This window comes from Lacrimispora amygdalina (genome assembly GCF_900205965.1).
In the GTDB taxonomy this organism is placed as follows: Bacteria; Bacillota; Clostridia; order Lachnospirales; family Lachnospiraceae; genus Lacrimispora; species Lacrimispora amygdalina_A.
The window spans coordinates 17,222-34,888 of the sequence record NZ_OAOF01000009.1 but is presented as its reverse complement, the minus strand read 5'-3'; the positions used below and the strand labels follow the sequence as shown (position 1 = coordinate 34,888).

The window sequence follows — 17,667 nt, the reverse complement described above, 5'->3', positions numbered from 1 at the left end:
GTGATGAACGGAAATGGCAGATGATTCAAAAACCGAGAAGGCCACACCGAAAAAACGGCGGGATGAACGAAAAAAAGGTCATGTTGCTGTAAGTAAGGATGTGGTAATGATTGCTACCCTTCTTGGGTCTTTCATAATGCTGAAGGCATTATTTCCGCTCATGTACCGTACCATGCGGGATTATATGATCAAATATATTAGCCTGGCTCCGGCAGCAGATACTCTTTCTGATTACACGACTGGTGTATTTTGGGATACAGTGATAGCAGTTTCCAAAGCAGCTATCCCGATTATCCTTGTATCCACTACACTGGCAATAGTGGGAACCGGTATTCAGACAGGTTTTTTATTTACTAAAAGTAATATGGCTCCAAAATTTGAAAGACTGAATCCGATTAAAGGGATTAAAAATATGCTGTCATTAAAAAGTCTGGTGGAGCTTATTAAAAATCTGGTTAAAATTACAATTCTTTCTGTGATTTTATATCAGATCATAAAAAGTGATTTAAGGGCAGTGGCCAGAACCATTGATAAGAATTTAATGGATTCGGCAGTTTACGTTCTGGATGCCATTATGGATATGGTGATAAAGGTATCGATTGTATTCCTGGCAATAGCCGGCTTTGATTATTTCTACCAGTGGTGGGACTATGAACGTCAGATTAAGATGTCAAAGCAGGAGATGAAAGAGGAATACAAACAGACGGAAGGAAATCCGGAGATCAAAGGGCGGATCCGGAATATTCAAAGAGAACGAGCCCGCAGCAGAATGATGCAGTCAGTTCCAACTGCAGATGTCATTATTCGTAATCCGACCCACTACGCAGTAGCACTGCGATATGACATAGAAAAGGACAGCGCGCCTGTTCTGCTTGCCAAAGGTCAGGATGAACTCGCTTTAAGGATTGTATCCATAGGCGAGGAACATGGAGTTTACGTGCTGGAAAACAAGCCTCTTGCAAGAGGGATTTTTGCCGGTACCAAGGTGGGAGAATCTATCCCTCCGGAATATTATGGTATGGTCGCTGAGATTCTGGTATACGTATACCGTATGAATAACAAGATCATAGAGTAGAAAATGCTGCATAGATACTTGAAAGAAATGGTGTAAAAGAATGAAGACTTTACTTAAGAATTCCGTTGTAGTATTTGTCATTACAATTGTACTTCTCTTGATCATCCCATTGCCTCCGTTTTTTATGGATGTAATGATTATAATAAATATTTCCCTTTCCATGATTATTCTTTTAATAACCATGAACATTAAAGAGCCACTGGAATTTTCCATATTTCCATCGTTGCTGCTGGTTACCACACTGTTACGTCTTGGACTTAACGTTTCTTCCACCCGTAACATCTTAACCAGAATGGGATCTTCCGGTCTTGTAATTAAAGCCTTTGGTGATTTCGTTTTGCAGGGAAATGTTGTAGTTGGTTTTATTATCTTCCTGATTATTGTTTTAGTAAACTTTCTGGTTATTACAAAAGGTACCGAGCGTGTATCCGAGGTAGCAGCAAGATTTACGTTAGACGCCATGCCGGGTAAACAGATGGCCATTGATGCGGATTTAAGTTCCGGTTTGATCAATGAGCAGGAAGCAAAGCTGAGACGTTATAAAATCCAGAAAGAAGCGGACTTTTACGGTGCAATGGATGGTGCCACCAAATTTGTAAAAGGTGACGCGATTGTTTCTCTGATTATAACCGCTATCAACTTTATCGGCGGTGCGATCATTGGTATGGTGCAGTCCAATATGCCTTTCACTGAGGTTTTGACTGTATATAGTATTGCAACGGTAGGTGACGGACTGGTATCCCAGCTTCCCTCCCTTATGATAGCGGTTGCAACTGGTATGATTGTAACCAGAGCGGTATCAGACGGAAGCTTAAATGAGGATGTATCCGCTCAGTTTCTGGCTCAGCCGAGAGCCATAATGCTTACAGGCGCTGTTATGGCAGTGCTGATGGTGGTTCCGGGAATGCCGAAATTCCAGCTTGGTCTTATGGCGGTCCTGCTGGTAGGAATTGGTTTTCAGCTGGAACGCAAAGTCAGGCAGGCGGCTATCCGGGAGGTAGTTCAGCAGCAGAATGCATTTATGGAAGATAACAGCCAGCAGGCTCCTTCCGATGAAGAATCCTTTTACCGGGACGTTAACAATGTTTACTCACTGATTAGTGTAGAACCCATTGAACTGGAATTTGGCTACAGTTTAATCCCTCTGATTGACGAAGGCAGCGGAGGAAAGATGATTAACCGCATCGTCATTTTCAGAAGACAGTATGCACAGGACATGGGATTTGTCATTCCATCCGTCAGACTGAGAGACAGCTCCAGTTTAAATACAAACCAATATGTAATTAAAATCAGAGGCGAAGAAGTTTCAAAGGGTGAAATCCTTGTAGATTATTATCTTGCACTGGAGCCCCCGGTTCTTTCCGGAGAGGTGGATGGTATTGAAACTGTGGAGCCGGCATACGGAATCCCAAGTAAGTGGATTCGCCCTGAAAATAAAGAAATGGCGGAGATTTATGGCTATACAGTCATTGATCCTCTGTCAGTCATGCTGACCCATTTGTCTGAAACCATTAAGCGTCATGCATATGAGCTTCTTGGAAGGCAGGAGGTTATGCAGCTGTTAGATAATGTTAAAAAACATTCCCCTGAACTTGTAGAGGAATTGTTTCCTGGTCAGTTATCCTATGGAAACTTTCAGAAGATACTCAACAGTCTGTTGAAAGAGGGAGTTCCCATTAAAGATATGGAGACCATTCTGGAGACCATTGTGGATTCTATTTCAACCACCAGAGATATTGATCTCATTACTGAGAATATCAGAATTGCGTTAAAGAGGACCATTACCAGAATGTTCTGTGATGGAGGTCAGATGAAAGTTCTGACTCTGGATTCGGATCTGGAGAAAAATATTATCAGCAGCATGGCAAAAGGGGAACAGGGTGTCTATCTGGCACTTAGCCCTGATGTGATGCAGTCTGTGATCGGACAGCTGGGGGAACAGTTAAAGAAGTTCAACGACCTGGAACAAAAACCTGTGATTCTTACAAGTCAGGTAGTCAGGCTGTATTTTTACCGTCTGATCGAGCAGTTCTATCCCAATGTCTATGTTCTTTCATTTAATGAAATTGCAAATAATATTCAGATCCAGGCAGTCGGAAATATTACCGTTTGACAGGATTAAATGTCAGAAAGGCAGTGTTAATCGGAATGGAACAGGAGTTAAGCCAATATACCAATGAAGATTTACTAATTAAATATAAGCGTACGAAGGATATTAAAATCAAGCACGAGCTGGTGATGCGTTACATGTATATGGTGAAGAGCATTTCTATTCAGATGCGTGATGTCTATTTAAGCTTTGCTCAAATAGAGGATATCGTTAATGAAGGTGTATTGACGATCATGAGCGGGATTGAAAAATTTGATCCTGATATGAATGTGAAGTTTGAAACATATATTTCCAAGCGGATTCGTGGTATGATTATTGATATGGCAAGAAAGCAGGATTGGATTCCCAGAAGCGTCAGAAAGAATGCGAAGGAACTGGATAATACAGTGATGGAATTATGCAACCGCCTGGGGCGTTTTCCAACCTCAAAGGAAACTGCCGAGTACATGAATGTATCACTGGAGAAATATCAGGAGGCTTTGGGAAAGACCAATGTTTACAGTGTGGTTTCTCTTGATATGGTGTTAGAAGGAAGCAATGACAACAAGAAAACAGTCCAGCTGCCTTCCATCAGTGATAATGACCAGCCGGAGTCCCATTATCTTCAGGAAGAATTTAAGCAGATACTGGTATCTGCCATAAATAATTTAAAGGAAAATGAGCAAAAGGTTATTTCCCTGTATTATATGGACGAATTAAATATGAAAGAGATTGCCAGGATCATGAATGTCAGTGAACCAAGAATTTCACAGATCCATTCCAATGCGATACAAAAGCTGAGACTGAATCTGACTAATTTTATAAATGGGAAATAGGAAAGGGGTAAATTGGGATGTTTCAAGGATTTTATAATCTGGCTTCCGGTATGCTTTATCAGAACCGGAATTTAAATACCATCAGTAATAATATGGTAAATGTAAGTACACCTGGTTTTAAATCAGACCGTATGACCAGCACCACATTTAAAGATGAGATGCTTTACAGGAGCGGGAATATCAATAAACGCAATCCTGTGCAGGTCGGCACTTCTTCCATGATGCGTACAGTTGCAGGTGTGAAGACCAGTTTTGATCAGGGGAATGTAGAAGAAACAGGGGGAAACTTAGATTTTGCTTTAACAAAACCTGGATTTTTTACGATTGAAGATGCTGATGGAAACCGTCTCTATACTAGGAACGGTTCTTTTGATATTGATCAGGATGGATATCTTTGTTTGTCCTCGCTGGGAAGAGTGCTGGGAGAAGACGGCAACCCAATTGAAATGACATCGAACCATATTACGGTTGATCAGTCCGGTAATATATACGAAATGCCGTTAAAAGGACTCGGTTCCGAAGAAGACGGCGGTGATACGGAAGATAAAGAGCCAACGCTCCTGGGTAAAATTGGAGTGGTGAATTTCGATGACTATACTCAGCTGGTAAAAGAAGATAATGGAACTTTCTCCTCACAGGCAGAAGCAAAGGAAGTGGATGGAGGAGTGATGTGGAAATCTGTGGAACGATCCAATATCGATCCCATTGAACAGATGACATCCATGATGACCAGTCAGAGAGCTTCCCAGAGTGCCGCACAGGTTCTTAAGATGTACGATCAGCTTATGGGAAAAATAGTTTCTGATATTGGAAGAGTATAAGGGAGGTACAGCAAATGAATCAGTCCTTTTATATTGGCGCACTGGGTGCCAGAAATCAGCAGACAAAACTGAATGTGGTATCTAATAACATTGCAAATGTCAATACCGTCGGTTTTAAACCGGAATACAGTGTATTTTCCGATCTTGTATATGCGCAGACACGGAACTCCAGTGAAGATGTTAACGTAAAAACCGGAAGCGGATCCAAGGTGGATGAGGTAAAAACAAATATGGCAGCTATGCCTTATCAGACTACAGGTCTGGAGCATGACTATGCGGTGGAGGGCGATGGTTTCTTCATGCTGAAGGATCCTGTTTCAGGAGACATTACATATACCAGAGACGGACGTTTTCAGCTGGCAAAGACAACCGACAAATTTTACCTTGTGAATGTAGACGGCAAGCGAGTTCTCAATATGGATCAGGAAGAAATTTCTTACGATGTAAAGCCGACTTCCTATCCTTCAGAAGAGGCGGAGGAAGAGGAAGAGCCGGAAGAACTGCAGGAAGGTGAACATGATCCTCATGCGATAGGTATCTATACCTTTGCAAACACCAATGGTATGCAACCTATTGGAGACAATGTTTTTACAGCTACAGCTAATAATGGGGACCCCATACTGTTAGAGAAGGCTAAAGTGGTGAGTGGATCGCTGGAGCAGTCCGGCACTGATTTCGCATTGGAGATGACAAGAATGATGGAGGCCCAGAGAGCATATTCCTATGCTCTTAAGATGGTACAGACTTCTGATGAAGTTGAGTCGACAATTAACTCTCTGCGATAAATAGCAGAGTTCGATGAAAGAGGGCGAGCATATGAAAATTACACGTTATGACGAAATGAATGGACTTGGACTGGATCTGATAAAGGAAATCGGCAGTATTGGTACGGGCAATGCGGCTACCGCACTTTCTTCCATGCTGAACAAGACCGTTCGGATGACACTTCCGGATGTTCAGATTCTTGGATATAATGAAGCCATCAAATTCCTGGGAGATCCGGAGGAGATTGTGGCTGCGGTTCTGGTGAAGATGACTGGAGAAATCAATGGTTTAATGCTGTTTATTTTAAAAATGGATTTCATCAATGAAGTTTTATCCAGTGTTATGCAGCAGGAAATTGAAGATTATTACCAGCTTAATGTCCTGGAGACTTCGGCTCTGGAGGAAATTGGCAATATTATTATCTCATCTTATGTAAACGCCATGTCAACACTCAGTGAGGTTACAATCAATTTATCTGTCCCGGATATTGCAGTCAATATGCTGGGAGGAATCTTAAGCGTCCCAATGGTGGAATTCGGATATCAGACAGATAAGATGATGATGATAAGCGGACAGTTTGTAATAGGAGGGAAAGTCCTTCACAGTGACTTACTGATGATGCCAGATATCATGTCATTGAACTTTTTAATGGAAAAGCTGGGGATTATAAATGGATAAACAGATAACAGTAGGAATTGCGGACATGAAATTTGCCAGGCAGGAGGGGACACTGATCACCTATGCTCTGGGGTCCTGCATTGGTATCAGTTTATACGATCCCATGATAAAGCTGGGGGCTCTGGTACATATTATGCTGCCTGAAGTATATGGATCAGCAGCAGACGTTAACGTATTTAAATATGCAGACACCGGACTGGCTGAGACATTCAGAAAAATAGAAATTCTTGGAGCCAGAAAGCCCAGACTGATAGCAAAGATTGCAGGGGGGGCTAAGATGTTCGAATTACAGGGGAACAGCACGCTCGGTAATATCGGTGCCCGCAATATTGTAAGCGTGAAACAGATTCTTCAAAAAGAGGGGATCCGGCTTGCTGCTTTGGACGTTGGCGAAAATTATGCCCGCACCATGTCTGTGGATGTCAGCACAGGGCAGGTTAAAATCAGAACTTACGGCAGAGCAGAAATTGTTTTGTAGACATTATGAACTGGCAGAAATATGCCGATAAATTAACAGGCAGTTGTTTTTGCTGGATTATATTGGGATAAAGGAGAGAAAGTATGGCAGAAACAGAGATTTTATTAGAATCAGGGACGAATGAAATTGAAATAATGGAATTTACCATTTACGGTGAGTTGTATGGAATTAACGTTGCGAAAGTACGTGAGATTATGATGTCAGATAAGGTGAAGCCAATCCCCCATGCCCATCCTTCCGTAGAGGGTATTTTTAAACCGAGGGATCTTCTTCTTACAGTAATCGATCTTCCTTACTACTTAACGGGCAGTAAAGGCGAAAAACAAGGCAAGGATCTTTTTATTATAACCAATTTCAACAAACTGCACATCGCTTTCCGTGTTCACAGTGTAGTTGGTATCAGCCGTATCTCATGGAAGAATATCCAGAAACCGGATGATACCATAAGCCGTGGAGATGAAGGCGTAGCGACCGGAATCGCTCAGTGCGGAACAGATCTTGTTACAATCCTTGACTTCGAAAAAATTGTTGCTGACATCGCTCCCGAGACCGGAATCCAGGTAGATGACATTAATAAGCTTGGAAAGAGAGAGTCTGTTACAAAACCAATTCTGATTGCAGAAGACTCCATTCTTTTAACAAAAATGATAGAAGCTGCACTGATAAAAGCGGGATATGAAAATCTTACTTTTAAGAATAACGGACAGGAAGCATGGAATTATTTAAGCCAGATTCGGGATGATTCCGACTTAGATGAAAAGGTGAGCCTGATTATCACAGATATAGAGATGCCGGAGATGGATGGACATCGTCTGACAAAACTGGTAAAAGAAGATAAAAAGCTGAAACATATTCCTTTGGTAATATTCTCTTCCATGATTAATCAGGAACTGATGATAAAGGGAAAACAGCTGGGTGCAGATGAACAGCTGAGTAAGCCGGAGATCACCCATCTTGTGGAAGTGATCGATCATTTACTTCAGAGGAGGAATACGAATGGATAAGTATGTCACCCGGCAGCCGATTAAGGCGCTGAAGGAGGACAGGATTATCGGCTATGAAGTATTATTTCAGAAGGATTATGATTCTCTATACAGCAGCTCCGATGTAGCAGCAGCTGATACTATTGCAGGATTCCTGATGCAGAATACAGAAAGCATTTTTCATGATAAACTAACTTTTGTTACATTTACTCCTTCATTGTTGTTTCGTAATACACCGAAGATTTTTGATAAGGAAAAGATGGTGATCCAGATTGAAGATCATGTCATGATTCATCCTTTGTCTCCAACTATTATAAGAAAATACAGGGCGGAAGGGTATGTGTTTGCGATTAATGACTTCCAGTTTTCACCCAAATATTTTTCCATGCTTGACTATGTCACTTACATAAAAATTGATATCAGGAATAAGCAGGATGGAAAAGAGCGGATATCTCTCAATAACCTGATTAATACAATGAAGGGATTTGACAAGAAGTGTATTGTAACGGGAGTCAGCTCTAAGGAGGATTACGATCTGGCAGTCGAAGTAGGGGCTGATTATGCGGAAGGAAGCTATGTTGCGGAAGCAATGGCCGGAAAAGTAAACCGTATGGAGTTTTTGGAAGGAAACTTCTTTCAGCTGGTAGTCGAGGTATCCAAAGATGAACCGGATATAGAAAAGATTGAAGAAATTATCAACAGAGATGCAGCATTAAGTTATGCTCTTCTTAAGATTGTTAATTCCGCATACTTTGCTCTTCGCCGCAGGGTTTCCTCCATACGTCAGGCACTGGTTACCATGGGAATCAGTCAGTTGAAGCAATGGGTATATTTGTTAAGCTTTAACAATGACATAGATAATGAAGAATCCTTAGAAGCGATGATGAAACTATCTTTCCTCAGGGCGACATTTGCAATGACAATCTCCGATCATATACAGGACCTGCCAATTATACGTTCGGAAGTCTATATGATGGGTATGTTTTCTACTCTTCAATACATGATCAATGCACCTCTGGAGGAAATTCTTGAAGAGATTCCGGTTGCCCAGGAAATAAAAGATGCATTGATACGCAAGGAAGGGGTTTGCGGTGATCTGTATGAATTAATTCTCAGCTATGAAAGTGCGGAATGGAAGAAAGTCAAGCAGCTTTCCGATAAACTGAATATACCTTCCGGACAGCTGGCGCAGACATATATGGATTGCGTGGAAGCAGTGAACGAGATCTGGAATGGTTTAACCAGCACTGCAGAGCAGGAATCCGAAGTTCCTCTAAGTAAGAAAACCCACACCTAATGGTGTGGGTTTTCTTTTACTATAAGGCAGGATTTTGTCAACTCTACAATTACCTGGGGAGCAAAACGACTGGAAAAAAAATTCAGCATAGGAGATGCGGCAGGAGGTTCTACCACCACATATTTGGGAGAAAGACTATTAAGCGTCAAAGCAATGACATCAGCAAGGCAGTGTTCGCAGGTACAGCCTCCCAGACGTTCCATATATTCTCTGGCAATATTCTCCACAACATGTTCCATAACATTCAAATACTTAAAGTCAGGCAGGACTTGAGCAACAGGATCTATCGCAGGCGTTATATCAGATTGAACCGGTTCTTCAGTATTCGGACTATCGGAATCATTCTCTTCCTCCGGATTTTGTATATCGGTGTTAACTTCGAGATTGGCTGGGAGTTCAGACGGCTCAACCAATTCCTCTGTTAATTGTGGTTCTTCAGTACCTGCTGTTAATACTTCTTCTAAATCTGTATCCTCAGTGTCAGAAACGGGAATCTCTTCAGTTTCCTCTATTGCACTGTTCTCATCCTGAAGTATCTCTTTTGGTTCTTCTCCTTTTTCATCTTCCTCAAGCTGCTGCCGGATCAGTTCAGCCACCGGATCCGGCACGGAAGAGGATAGATCGATGATAGAAATAGGACTGGGTGACAGAGGTCCGTCCTGCATTTGTATGGAGGCCTGCTGAGCCAGCACTGTCAATTCATTGATTGTTCCTTTTGACTCTGCTGCCTGGCTGGCAGCTTGATTTTCCTTAGCAGCTTCCGTTTTGGAAGATTCAGCCTCACCTCCGGCCAGAAGATTCATGACATGCGCTGTTTTGCTGCTTTTCCTAGCCATTGTTTATGTGCTCCTCTCAAGATAATATTATTTTGATTTTTTAATTAATTCAAGAACTTCCGTTACCAAAGCTTTATAATCCTGAGCAGGATTGGATCGTGGAGCATAATCCAGCAGACTTTCTCCCTGGGCCGGAGCTTCGGCGACACTGACGCTGGCTCTTATATGAGTTTCAAATACACGTGTTCCGATCTGGGAGGCTATGCTCTGAGCCATCTCCTTCACCTCTCTGGATAACAGCGTTCTGGGGTTAAATTTATTCAGAAGGATTCCCAGCACAACCAGATTTGGATTTACAGAGGAGCGGACTGTATTAATGGTATCTTTGATCTGGGAGACTCCAAGGAGGCTTAAAATCTCCGGTACCATGGGAATAATCAGATAATCAGCTGCTGCATAGGCATTCACAGTCAAAATATTCAGTGCAGGAGGCGTATCAATGATAATAAAGTCATAGTATCCTGCAACTGTGGAGAGTAAGTTTTTCAACATACTTTCCCTCTGCTTTCCGGTAAACTCCAGCTCTGAACCACTTAAGAGAATATTGGATGAAATCACGTCGCAATATTTGGCAGGACGGATTGCCTCCTGCAAAGTGGCAGTACCCTGGAAAACCTCATAAATCGTCGCACAGTTTTCAATCTCCAGTCCCAGGCTGAATCCTAGGTTACCCTGAGGATCTAAATCGACTGCCAGTACTCTTTTATTGTTCATGGCAAGACCGCAGGCAAGAGAACAGGAAGTGGTGGTTTTGCCTACGCCGCCCTTTTGATTTGTAATAGTAATTACAGTTGACAAATTGTATTCCTCCATTCGTAAATTAAGATAATACTATTATCTTTAGTATACAATATGACGATAAATAAGTATAGCAAAAACATGAAAAAAACCGATTTTTGGCGAAAATTGGATTATTTAGATAGTTGAGAAAGGAGTTATTTGTATGGCATCAGCATTGAATAGCATTAAAAACGGTTCAGCCTCTACGATACGGGGATACGGCGGTCTGGCAAGTGGTCTGGACAGAGATACTCTGATTGAGGGAATGACAGCTTCCACGAGGGCTAAAATTGCAAAACAGCAGAAGAAGAAACAGACGTATGCATGGCAACAGGAGGCTTATCGATCGATAAGTTCAAAGCTTGTGGAATTTTCTAAAAAATATACCTCTTATACGAATCCGTCTACTAACTTATCCAGTCCCAGTTTTTGGGCCAGAAGCAGTATTACACCTGTGGGGGCTAATAGTAAGTATGTCAGTGTATCGGGAAGTTCTTCGGGTTCAGATAACATATCCATAGTCGGAGTAAAACAGCTTGCCAGTAAAGCATCTATAATGTCCAATGATAAGGTTTCAGACGGTAAGCTTACGACAGGTGAAATTAATTTTACGACTCCAGAGCCTGTAAGTACTTTGGAAGGACAGGCATTGTACTTCAAATATGGCAGCAAAACGTACGCTGTATCGTTAAGTAGTGGTACAGCCTCAGATGGTTTTACATACGATTATAGTACAGCAGAAAGTGCCCAGAAATCAATAACAAGGGCTTTAAAGAATGTTTCTATTGGAGATGGAAAAACATTAGCAGATGTTCTGGAAGCAAAGACAACACCAAAAGATGCTGGGGACCCTCAGTTAGCAAAACTAGATTTTATATCCCATGACACTGCAGGGAATACACTTCAGATAGTCGGTGGTAGCAAAGGAGCTTTAAGTGCTTTGGGTATCAGTGATATTGATAGTATCAGTGATGCAAACAAGACGATTAACGGAGCTGGTTTTTCATCTGAATTAAAAAATAGAGAACAGAAGTTTTATGAGGATAAAACCTTTCTGCAACGAGTAGCTGGTAAAAGTATTAGTTTTACATATAATGGAACTACAAAGTCGATTACATTTGATGAAGCTGAGACTGGGCAATATAATAATATAACTGACTTAGCCCAATATATGCAAAAACAACTAGATAAGCAATTTGGTAATGGAAGAATTGCGGTGAGTGGGGATAGCGGGAAATTAGAGTTTAAAACAATGATTCCCAATACCACTAGTGTTGATGATTCTTCTGTATTAGCAATTTCTTCGGCAGATATGGGGGTTATCGGAAAGAATGGCGCATTAAAAGTGGAGACAGGAGAATCAAATCGGTTAAATTTAACCTCATCTCTGATAAATTCAGGCCTGACTGGACTTACAACTCAGACTGCAGATACTGAGCTTAAACTTAAAATAAATAATGTGTCTATTACTGGACTTACTTATGGAAGTTCAATGAATGAAATTATCAATAAAATCAATGCTTCAGATGCAGGTGTCACAGTTAGTTATTTGAAAAATGCTGATAAATTTTCAATTGTTTCTAAAGTTGATGGCTCAGCTGGGAAAATTGAATTTGATACATCTGATCCTTTAGATGCATCCAGTGTATTATTTCAAGATTATACCACTACAGTGGGTCAGGATGCTATTGTGAAGGTTAAATATGGCGAGTCTGCTGATCCGATTGAGTTAATCCGGGGTAATAATTCTTTTGATTTAGATGGAATGAATATTACTGTTAATGGTACATTTGGATATGAGTTTACCAGCGATACATCTGGTAATTATGTGAAGACATCAGATAATGAATATAAACAGATATCAAATCCTGGAACCAGATATAAATATGTAGATGGGACTGGGTATATAGAGGATAGTAGTGGAACATTCGTACAAACTACTGATAACAATTATGTTTCAACATCTGGTGGACTATATAAATCAATACCAACTGAACCAATTACATTTAATGCCAAAACTGACTCAGAGAGTATTGTAAAAGCCGTAACTGATATGGTCAAAGATTATAATGAGATGCTGGAGATGGTGAATAAAGAAGTTTCTACAAAGCCAGACCGTAAATACGAGCCTCTAACTGATGAGCAGAAGGCTGATATGACAGAGGATCAGATAAAAAAATGGGAAGAGAAAGCCAAGGCTGGTATGCTTTTTAATGATTCTGATTTAAGGGCTCTTTCTGATAGTATGAGATTTATTTTTGACAGTGGATCTGCGGACAAAGCCTCACTAGCCTCCTTTGGAATAACTACAAGTTCTAACTATGGTGATGCTGGAAAACTTGTATTTGATGAAACAAAGTTTAAAGCAGCTTTGGAAACAAAAGCAGCAGATGTTCAAAAGCTTTTTACGAAAAAAGAAGATACTTTAACCGGTGACAAAGGCGGTGTTATGGCAAGACTAACCGCTATTACCGATAAGTATGCCAGTACTACAGGTGCCACAAAAGGTATCCTGATTGAAAGAGCGGGGTCTGTTTATGCACCGACCAGTATACTGCAGAACTCTTTACAGAAATCAATGGATAGCATTGATACTATAATTGAAGGGCTTAATAGACAGCTTAAGTCAGAGACAGATCGGTATATTAAGCAGTTTACCAATTTGGAAACAATGATTTCTCAAATGAATTCCCAAAGCAGCTGGTTGAGTTCAGCCTTTAATTCATAAGGAACGGCGGTGTGAGATGGCAGTAAATGGATATCAACATTATAAGGAACAAACCGTGAATACGATGACTTCAGGTGAAATGCTCAATCTTCTGTTTGATGAATTATTGAAGCGGTTAACCAGGTCAGAATTAGCATTAGAAAATAAAGATTATGATCTTTTTGAACAATCTATACAACGGTCAATGGATATTGTTACATATTTAAAGAATACTCTTAATTTTCAGTACGAGATTAGTAATGAATTAAAAAGAATTTATGACTTTTTTCTATATGAGTTAAGCCGCGTTAAGGCTGGTAGGAATTCAGCAGTGATTGCAGAGATAAGGCCTTTGGTCATAGAGCTGCGAAATTCCTTCAAGGAAGCGCAAAGGATGAGTAGCTAATTTATGTAAGGCTGGGGAGAGACTATCTCTCCAGCCATTTAACAATCACCTTTACAGGAGAGAAGTGACAAATGGAAGAGTCAATACTATTAGAAATTCTAAAGGAGATGCAAAAAAAATATCAAAGTATAGCAGAGATAGAAAGAATAACACGGGAGGTCGGAGAATCTCTTTCACGTAATGATAACACAGCAGTGCAGATGCTTCTGGGAATGCGACAGGAAGAAATGGATAAGATAGATATAATTAATCGGAATATAAGATGTCTTATCTCTGTACTGTCAACAGATGAAGCAGTGCAGGTGGAAAGTTGGCTGAAAGGCTTGGAAGATGAAAAATCAAACGGGCCGATATCAGGAAAAATCATAGAAAAAGGAAAGAGTATCCAGTTGTTATTGAGACGTACGATAGAAATTGACAAACGTATCAATACACGTATAGCAGGTACTCAATCCTTTTATAATTGAATGCTAATTTGAAACTGGTGGAGCAATAGCCCAGAGTGGCCCTCCGTTTGATGCTTTATAATTAAGCTCACGAAGTATTACTGAAGGATTCCAATTGCTTTTTGTATTATCATAATTGTTAGAATCTGCAATACGAAATGATCCATCGGCAGTATAATTTGTTATGATAATAAAATGCCCCTGTTGAGTAAAATGACCTTTTCTCATTAGAGCAACAACCAATTGACCGGAGTCCAGCGCATTTTTAATCCCATCTACTGTATAATTTTTAATTGGTGCGGAGGATAGACCATAGGCTGCCGCACTATCTGGAATGAGACGATGATAGGATCCCTGACCAGGACACCAGCTTTTATTAGATACAGCCCAGTTAGCGACATCAGTGGGCAATACTTGATTTCCAGTAAGACTGGTTATAACCATAGCCATAACCGTAGGTCCGCAACCATAAGTAATTAGAGGATCTCGCCCCCCCCATAGATAATTTCCCCATCTGGAATCGGATTGATTATAATAAGTAAGGGGACCGCAATTGCTGTCCAACATAACATCATATTTCCCTTCCTGTGGGATTTCTGCTTCTACGGACCGGGACACTATAACCGGTTTAGTCTGAGTATAATTAGCAGCTGCACCTTCAATTTGACAATTAGAAGAAAGAATTACAAATGGAATAGCGATCACGAACAGGGCTTTGAGTAGTTTATTAAATATTCTGTTCATATGGCTCACCTTTTTATCTATAATATTAATTAGTCTATATGATGTTTATCGGTCAATCATATTATAAAGTTAAGATAGTTATCAAAAGTTTGATATATCTTATAATATTTGCATTATGCATTGTATTTAATTAAGGATGGAAAAATGAATGATTAAAGGTTATGAAGAACGGTATTTATTAATATTACTATCTGCAGTGATGAATCAAAAACCTTCACCAGAGCCTATACGACCACTTGATTGGGAAAAGATGTTTCGATTGGCTGATTATCATGGTGTTGCCCATGCTGTTCATTATGGAATTTTAGGACTAAACCAGGATATACAGCAATCTGTAAGGCAGCAGTTTTTTGATAAATATCTGGAATCCGTTTATCGGGTAGAACGTCTGCAAAAAAGTGAAACTCAGATAGTAGCATTGTTGGAGAACGAGAAAGTCAATTGTTTCTATCTCAGCTATTCTGACTCAGTAAAAAGTTATCCTATTGAAGAGATGTGCTGTCGTGAAGCAATAGAGCTTGGTTCTAATAGAAAAAACAGTAAGACCATATGGGAGATTTTAAGAAAGATTGATTTTGAGAATCGTAAGACTGAAATAATAGGACAGTTGTATTATCGTGTTCCTGGAATCAGGGTGCTTAATTTTAATCATACTCTTTTTTTTAGTTCTTCTATGCGAAGATATTTTAAGTATTTGTTAAAAATATCCTCACAGAAAAATAGAAAGAAGTATGTTCTGGAGTTGTCACCAGATGAAAGATATATATTTTTAATGTGTAGATTAATCGACAATTATGCCAAAGCAAATATTAGTTTAAGTCAGATAATGGATTTTTGGGTATTTTATAAAAGTTATAGTGAGAAATTCAACTGGCCATATATATATGGTAAGCTTAAAAAGTTAAAAATTGCAGAGTTTGCAGAACGTCTGGAGCATTTGATACTAAGATGGTTTGGTACCGGAGCAGTACTGGAAAGTATGGAAATTTATGAGGCAATGGAAGCTTATATCCTTACAAAGGGGAGTGACGGAAGAGAGATCAGCTCTAAGCTTTTGCCTTTAATAAAAACAGTTGCAGATTGTTATGCAAGAAATCGTCGTATTGAAGGATTAAAAAGAATGACTTCCTGGCTTTTTCCAGATCGAAAATATATGGAAACCATTTATCCGCTTTTAGGGAAAATGGCAATATTATTGCCGCTTTTTTGGGGAATTCGATTATGGAGATATTTTAGCAGGCTTTGCATAAGATATTTACGGATGAAGATATTGCTAAAGGTTAAACATCTGCTGCGACCAATAGTCATAAGAATACCATTTATAAAGAAAAAACAAAAGACTGATGAAGTTTCAAATGAAACAACGGAGATACCTAAGTAAAATCAGGTATTTCCGTTGTTTTTACGTTGATCAGAAATAAATTCTTTTATTTTAGAAATTGATCCGGCATTCAGAGGGAAAGAAACAGCTTCCTGATTTGCTGAAGCAGCTTCAACTAACTCTGATCTTAGTATAGATACATCTCTGGGAGCGTCAATTGCTAATTTTACCCAATCATTTCCAATTTCCAGTACAGTAATAGAAATATTATCTCCAATGTTCAGGGCTTGTTCCTTTTTTCTCTGAAGAATCAGCATATTATTTCTCCCTCCTGATAAAATCTTTAATAGGGTGACGAAATTTATAAAGAGGGTTATCTAAAATTACCTGTTTTGCTTCTCTGGTATCTGTATTAACAGCAATAGGCGCTTTAAAATTAACTGTGCTTTCCTCCATTTGATCATGAATTACGCATATAACATAATAAGATATATTTTCCTCATCATAGGATGCTTTTAATAATTTGCTGTCTTCTGGTGATAAAACGGGGGTATATTCTGAATACAGCTGAAACGGATTCATAAGTATGAATGATACTCTGTAATCGTCGATTGATTGAAGAGAAATCAGGGCATCACTATTATCCTGAAATGATAAAGGTACATAGTTTTTCAACTCCTGAAACCCAAATAATCCATCAGAGAAATGAATAATCTCCGTTTCAGAACAGGGGATAGAGCCAAAATATTGTGTTTTTATTTCCATATATACCTCCAAGTATAGGTCTATGCCAGCACGTCAATGGCGGTATGTTCGAACATTTCACCAGCGCTGGGGGGAACATAAAGCGGTTTACCAATATACTCTATTTCTACATCAGGCATTTGGGTTATTAGAAATTCTACACTGCCAGGAATAAATTCAAAATCTCCTTTAGCAACTTTAATATCAAAACTTAGTTTATCCATCTGATATTTAATATTCAGATCGGGTGCAGACCACTCGAGATCAGGGCCAGTAGTTGGAAGAAAAGCTAAACCAAACTCTCCAGTAGGCATCTGGGCACGCTGGCGAATAATTTGGTCAAGGGGATTTGGAACTTTAGGATCTAACAATAGAGCGGCCTCCTCTGCGTATGTAGCGGTTGCGTCAGATGCTGCTTTTAGTCCGGCAGCAGCAGCTTGACGTACGCTTTCCATGGTTGTAGGGCAAATTGAATTTCGTGCTTCATACGTATCAATATTCACCTTAATTGGCTTGCTATTTATTTCAAGGCTCCCTTTGTCCCTATTCATTACAACTTCGGATTTGGAGCCTTTATATCTGAGTTCAGCCTTTTGAATTCTCAACTCATACTTTAATGGTATCGTTTTAATCTGAATTAATTGTTCCATATAAAGTCCCT

Annotated in this window: 19 protein-coding genes; 13 read left to right on the top strand and 6 right to left on the bottom strand. The window is 39.8% G+C overall.

The window, feature by feature from the left end:
* Window positions 1–13: 13 nt before the first annotated feature.
* From flhB to CRO04_RS13310, 9 genes are all read left to right on the top strand, one after another.
* On the top strand, window positions 14–1,075 hold the full coding sequence (gene flhB / locus CRO04_RS13350) for a flagellar biosynthesis protein FlhB (RefSeq protein WP_097004753.1): 1,062 nt from the start codon (window positions 14–16) through the stop codon (window positions 1,073–1,075).
* Window positions 1,076–1,115: 40 nt separating this feature from the next.
* Window positions 1,116–3,188: a flagellar biosynthesis protein FlhA gene (gene flhA / locus CRO04_RS13345; RefSeq protein WP_097004752.1), complete on the top strand. Its 2,073-nt coding sequence runs from the start codon at window positions 1,116–1,118 to the stop codon at window positions 3,186–3,188.
* Entirely contained in the window at window positions 3,185–4,000 is an 816-nt protein-coding gene (locus CRO04_RS13340) for a sigma-70 family RNA polymerase sigma factor (protein ID WP_242974485.1), read from the top strand. The genes flhA and CRO04_RS13340 overlap by 4 nt, the downstream gene beginning before the upstream one ends.
* Window positions 4,001–4,017: 17 nt before the next feature.
* Window positions 4,018–4,821: a flagellar hook-basal body protein gene (locus CRO04_RS13335; protein ID WP_097004751.1), complete on the top strand. Its 804-nt coding sequence runs from the start codon at window positions 4,018–4,020 to the stop codon at window positions 4,819–4,821.
* A 14-nt stretch (window positions 4,822–4,835) separates the two neighbouring features.
* Window positions 4,836–5,606: a flagellar hook-basal body protein gene (locus tag CRO04_RS13330; RefSeq protein ID WP_097004750.1), complete on the top strand. Its 771-nt coding sequence runs from the start codon at window positions 4,836–4,838 to the stop codon at window positions 5,604–5,606.
* 31 nt (window positions 5,607–5,637) lie between these two features.
* Complete coding sequence (locus CRO04_RS13325; protein WP_097004749.1) at window positions 5,638–6,264, top strand: chemotaxis protein CheC; 627 nt, start codon at window positions 5,638–5,640, stop codon at window positions 6,262–6,264.
* Window positions 6,257–6,742, top strand: a complete 486-nt coding sequence (locus tag CRO04_RS13320; RefSeq protein ID WP_097004748.1) for a chemotaxis protein CheD — start codon at window positions 6,257–6,259, stop codon at window positions 6,740–6,742. The genes CRO04_RS13325 and CRO04_RS13320 overlap by 8 nt, the downstream gene beginning before the upstream one ends.
* 83 nt (window positions 6,743–6,825) lie before the next feature.
* Complete coding sequence (locus CRO04_RS13315) at window positions 6,826–7,746, top strand: chemotaxis protein (RefSeq protein WP_097004747.1); 921 nt, start codon at window positions 6,826–6,828, stop codon at window positions 7,744–7,746.
* Window positions 7,739–9,022 carry an EAL and HDOD domain-containing protein gene (locus tag CRO04_RS13310; protein ID WP_097004746.1) on the top strand — a complete coding sequence of 428 codons (1,284 nt, stop codon included), beginning with the start codon at window positions 7,739–7,741 and terminating at the stop codon, window positions 9,020–9,022. The genes CRO04_RS13315 and CRO04_RS13310 overlap by 8 nt, the downstream gene beginning before the upstream one ends.
* Here CRO04_RS13310 and CRO04_RS13305 read toward each other — a convergent pair.
* Together CRO04_RS13305 and CRO04_RS13300 are read right to left on the bottom strand one after the other, a co-directional pair.
* A complete protein-coding gene (locus CRO04_RS13305; protein ID WP_097004745.1) occupies window positions 9,019–9,858 on the bottom strand; it encodes a late competence development ComFB family protein in 840 nt (279 codons plus the stop codon). The genes CRO04_RS13310 and CRO04_RS13305 overlap by 4 nt on opposite strands.
* Before the next feature lie 27 nt (window positions 9,859–9,885).
* The gene (locus CRO04_RS13300) at window positions 9,886–10,656 is read right to left on the bottom strand and encodes a ParA family protein (RefSeq protein ID WP_097004744.1); all 771 of its coding nucleotides are present in this window, start codon (window positions 10,654–10,656) and stop codon (window positions 9,886–9,888) included.
* A gap of 145 nt (window positions 10,657–10,801) precedes the next feature.
* Between CRO04_RS13300 and fliD the strand changes: the two genes are divergently transcribed.
* From fliD to CRO04_RS13285, 3 genes are all read left to right on the top strand, one after another.
* Window positions 10,802–13,366, top strand: coding sequence for a flagellar filament capping protein FliD (gene fliD / locus CRO04_RS13295; RefSeq protein WP_097004743.1), 2,565 nt, complete (start codon window positions 10,802–10,804; stop codon window positions 13,364–13,366).
* A gap of 16 nt (window positions 13,367–13,382) precedes the next feature.
* Window positions 13,383–13,751: a flagellar export chaperone FliS gene (gene fliS / locus CRO04_RS13290; protein ID WP_097004742.1), complete on the top strand. Its 369-nt coding sequence runs from the start codon at window positions 13,383–13,385 to the stop codon at window positions 13,749–13,751.
* A gap of 71 nt (window positions 13,752–13,822) precedes the next feature.
* Entirely contained in the window at window positions 13,823–14,218 is a 396-nt protein-coding gene (locus CRO04_RS13285) for a hypothetical protein (RefSeq protein WP_097004741.1), read from the top strand.
* 3 nt (window positions 14,219–14,221) lie between these two features.
* Here CRO04_RS13285 and CRO04_RS13280 read toward each other — a convergent pair whose 3' ends face one another.
* The gene (locus CRO04_RS13280) at window positions 14,222–14,941 is read right to left on the bottom strand and encodes a C39 family peptidase (RefSeq protein WP_097004740.1); all 720 of its coding nucleotides are present in this window, start codon (window positions 14,939–14,941) and stop codon (window positions 14,222–14,224) included.
* Window positions 14,942–15,089: 148 nt separating this feature from the next.
* On the opposite strand from CRO04_RS13280, the gene CRO04_RS13275 reads away from it, so the two are divergent.
* Window positions 15,090–16,322, top strand: a complete 1,233-nt coding sequence (locus CRO04_RS13275) for a nucleotidyltransferase family protein (RefSeq protein WP_097004739.1) — start codon at window positions 15,090–15,092, stop codon at window positions 16,320–16,322.
* A gap of 2 nt (window positions 16,323–16,324) precedes the next feature.
* Here CRO04_RS13275 and CRO04_RS13270 read toward each other — a convergent pair whose 3' ends face one another.
* The 3 genes from CRO04_RS13270 to CRO04_RS13260 are packed head-to-tail and all read right to left on the bottom strand — an operon-like array spanning window position 16,325 to window position 17,656.
* Window positions 16,325–16,579 carry a carbon storage regulator gene (locus tag CRO04_RS13270; protein ID WP_097004738.1) on the bottom strand — a complete coding sequence of 85 codons (255 nt, stop codon included), beginning with the start codon at window positions 16,577–16,579 and terminating at the stop codon, window positions 16,325–16,327.
* Window position 16,580: 1 nt separating this feature from the next.
* Window positions 16,581–17,027, bottom strand: coding sequence for a flagellar assembly protein FliW (gene fliW, locus CRO04_RS13265; RefSeq protein WP_097004737.1), 447 nt, complete (start codon window positions 17,025–17,027; stop codon window positions 16,581–16,583).
* 20 nt (window positions 17,028–17,047) lie between these two features.
* The gene (locus CRO04_RS13260) at window positions 17,048–17,656 is read right to left on the bottom strand and encodes a DUF6470 family protein (RefSeq protein ID WP_097004736.1); all 609 of its coding nucleotides are present in this window, start codon (window positions 17,654–17,656) and stop codon (window positions 17,048–17,050) included.
* Window positions 17,657–17,667 lie beyond the last annotated feature (11 nt).

Excerpts from the sequence above, each read along its gene's own strand:
- flhB (WP_097004753.1), top strand. The coding sequence starts at position 14 with ATGGCAGATGATTCAAAAACCGAGAAGGCCACACCGAAAAAACGGCGG.
- flhA (WP_097004752.1), top strand. The coding sequence starts at position 1,116 with ATGAAGACTTTACTTAAGAATTCCGTTGTAGTATTTGTCATTACAATT.
- CRO04_RS13335 (WP_097004751.1), top strand. The coding sequence starts at position 4,018 with ATGTTTCAAGGATTTTATAATCTGGCTTCCGGTATGCTTTATCAGAAC.
- CRO04_RS13330 (WP_097004750.1), top strand. The coding sequence starts at position 4,836 with ATGAATCAGTCCTTTTATATTGGCGCACTGGGTGCCAGAAATCAGCAG.
- CRO04_RS13325 (WP_097004749.1), top strand. The coding sequence starts at position 5,638 with ATGAAAATTACACGTTATGACGAAATGAATGGACTTGGACTGGATCTG.
- CRO04_RS13320 (WP_097004748.1), top strand. The coding sequence starts at position 6,257 with ATGGATAAACAGATAACAGTAGGAATTGCGGACATGAAATTTGCCAGG.
- CRO04_RS13315 (WP_097004747.1), top strand. The coding sequence starts at position 6,826 with ATGGCAGAAACAGAGATTTTATTAGAATCAGGGACGAATGAAATTGAA.
- CRO04_RS13310 (WP_097004746.1), top strand. The coding sequence starts at position 7,739 with ATGGATAAGTATGTCACCCGGCAGCCGATTAAGGCGCTGAAGGAGGAC.
- CRO04_RS13305 (WP_097004745.1), bottom strand. The coding sequence starts at position 9,858 with ATGGCTAGGAAAAGCAGCAAAACAGCGCATGTCATGAATCTTCTGGCC.
- fliD (WP_097004743.1), top strand. The coding sequence starts at position 10,802 with ATGGCATCAGCATTGAATAGCATTAAAAACGGTTCAGCCTCTACGATA.
- fliS (WP_097004742.1), top strand. The coding sequence starts at position 13,383 with ATGGCAGTAAATGGATATCAACATTATAAGGAACAAACCGTGAATACG.
- CRO04_RS13285 (WP_097004741.1), top strand. The coding sequence starts at position 13,823 with ATGGAAGAGTCAATACTATTAGAAATTCTAAAGGAGATGCAAAAAAAA.
- CRO04_RS13280 (WP_097004740.1), bottom strand. The coding sequence starts at position 14,941 with ATGAACAGAATATTTAATAAACTACTCAAAGCCCTGTTCGTGATCGCT.
- CRO04_RS13275 (WP_097004739.1), top strand. The coding sequence starts at position 15,090 with ATGATTAAAGGTTATGAAGAACGGTATTTATTAATATTACTATCTGCA.
- CRO04_RS13270 (WP_097004738.1), bottom strand. The coding sequence starts at position 16,579 with ATGCTGATTCTTCAGAGAAAAAAGGAACAAGCCCTGAACATTGGAGAT.
- fliW (WP_097004737.1), bottom strand. The coding sequence starts at position 17,027 with ATGGAAATAAAAACACAATATTTTGGCTCTATCCCCTGTTCTGAAACG.
- CRO04_RS13260 (WP_097004736.1), bottom strand. The coding sequence starts at position 17,656 with ATGGAACAATTAATTCAGATTAAAACGATACCATTAAAGTATGAGTTG.